At 45.1% G+C, this 2,447-nt stretch carries 1 protein-coding gene; it reads right to left on the bottom strand.

Going from position 1 to position 2,447, the window contains the following annotated elements:
- A partial coding sequence (locus Q4557_RS19610) for a cadherin-like domain-containing protein (RefSeq protein WP_303415001.1) occupies window positions 1–2,447 on the bottom strand: 2,447 nt, incomplete at both ends.

The raw sequence follows: 2,447 nt of genomic DNA, 5'->3' as shown, positions 1-2,447 counted from the left end.
AATTTAAATTCACTATCCAGCGCTTGTGTTTCAGTGAGCTGAATGACATTAGAAACCAGTGTGGCTTTATCATCTGTGCCGGCAATGGTGAGCGTGGCGGTTTGTTGCGTACTTCCACCATGGCCATCTTCAACTTGATAAGTGATAGCGATTTGTTGCGACTGACCATTTGCCAAATGATTAAATGCGGGATCAGTGGCATCAACAATTAACGTATGCCCATCAGTATCTAAGGTAATGCCCGTTGGAAGTTGGCTCGACTGAGGTTGACCATCGATGGCATATTCAAGGTGGCTGATGGTTAAAGCGTCGCCCTCTTTATCTGTGGCACCTATTAGCAGATTGAGGGTGTGATGATTATCGGCCCCCTCACTGACACTGTCTGTTAAAGGCGTCACATCAGGGTTGTCGTTAACTGCAGCCAAGTTGGTGGTTGCGCCGGTATGAGTGATACCACCGTGTCTATCGGCAATATCATAGTTAAAGTGGACTGCACCATTATAATTAGGGTCGGGATTAAAGGTAAAACTACCGTCCGAATTTGATACCACACTGCCGTGGTCTGCAGTCAAGTTTTCAACGTGTAACCACCCTCTATCATTAACATCGACATCGATAGTATTGGCGACTAATTGAGCTTGTGTAATATGTATTGAGGTATCTTCTTTCCCTGAAGGTAGCGTCACCTCACCACGTATTACTATCGGTGCATCATTATTACCGTGCACAACTACGGATACACTTTTCGAGACATGACTACCATCAGTAGACACAGCCTCAACTGTAAAGTGCTCCCAATACTCGTCACCGTCTCCTAGTTTTTTCGCTTTGTTCTGGTCAACGTCGTAATGCCATTGTCCATCTGTACTTAGGTGGAACGTACCATATTGACCTCTAATGCCAGTTATTGGTGTTTGTGTCCAACTCACCGTATCGTGAAGGTCAACATCGTGGGCTATTACGCTGCCGGAAACTGAAGCCCCTGTTTGGGCATTTTCTACGACATGACCAAGTTCCGACTTAGAATCGATTACGACCCCATCCTCGGTACCATTCACTTTTACTGTGATCGGAAATTCAGTGCCGTCAGTGGCTATTAGCTTTATCGATTCCGTGAATGATTCACCTTGTTTTAACTCTTGAACGTGAGCATTACTATTATCACCAATATAGCTCCAACAATGTTCTCCTGTGTGGGGGCCATTTGTGATCGTGTAAAACTGAAATTTCCCATAGGGTGTCGTAACATCTAAGTTACTGCCTAGATCCCATGTGTATTGCTTACCTGCAAACTCGACAGTCACTTGTTGGTTAGAGCTATCTACATCGGTTATTTGCAAAGCTTGCCAATCAACTGCATCCATTATGTTTACGTTCGTACTCATATGCGTTGCAACATCTTCAGTTGCTACGCCATGATCAACGCCACTTATAACTGTTTTGTCATCGACGGCTATAAGCGAGGTGGTTGCGCCGGTGTGGGTCACACCACCGTGTGCATCCTTAACGTCATAGCTAAAATGCACATCGCCGTTATAGTCTTTTTCTGGCGTAAAGGTAAAGGTGCCATCGCCATTAATTAATATCGAACCATGGTCGGCGTGTAGGTTTTCAATGGTTAGTTTACCGGCGTCATTGGCATCCACATCGACGGTATTCGCTAATAGTTGCGCGGTGGTTAAGGTTTGGCGTGTATCTTCACTGCCATTTGCAAGCACCACTTCTGATGAGCAATAAGGTCGGTCATTATCACCATGAATAGTAATAACAATATCGTGGGGTGTACCATCTTTTGATTGGATCGTTATTGTATCAGTTAATGTTTGCCCTTCTCCAAGTTTATCAATTGCTCTGCCTGTTGCATCCTGGCCTATTGATGCGTAATAGCTCCAATCGCCATTTGTTTGTAATATGACCTGACCATAACTTCCGTGATAAACACCTGTTTGAGCGTGGGCTTCACCGCTATCGGCATCGTTGATATTAAGGTGGCCGTCGGTATGGATTTGATCATTCCAAAGCTTGCCAATATTGCCATGTTGATGATCGGGCGAACGATCCCCCACAGAGCTATTAGTGACTGTTCCATCGGCAGCAGTAAAACTATGCCCTTCATGTACATCGCCTGTGCTATCACCGGTAAATGTTGCTGCATCTTGTGAGGCTGTTAAGGTCAGCCCAGCTTGGGTATGCGTGATGCCACCATGCGCGTCTTTGATGTCATAGTTAAATTGCACGGCACCGTTATAATCTTTTCCCGGTGAGAAGGTGAATGTACCATCTTTATTATCGATAACCGTTCCATGATCAGCCACTAAATTTGCAATGGATAATTTGCCAATATCGTTGTCGTCAACATCGCTAGAATTGGCCAGTAGCTGTGCTGGGGTGAGGACTATCTGGGTATCTTCTAAGCCATTCGCTAAACGTACTTCAGCTGATGCAAC

This window comes from Shewanella sp. 5_MG-2023 (assembly GCF_030547465.1).
GTDB lineage: Bacteria > Pseudomonadota > Gammaproteobacteria > Enterobacterales > Shewanellaceae > Shewanella.
The sequence above is the reverse complement of the archived record's forward strand: the minus strand, read 5'-3'. Positions and strand labels throughout refer to the sequence as shown.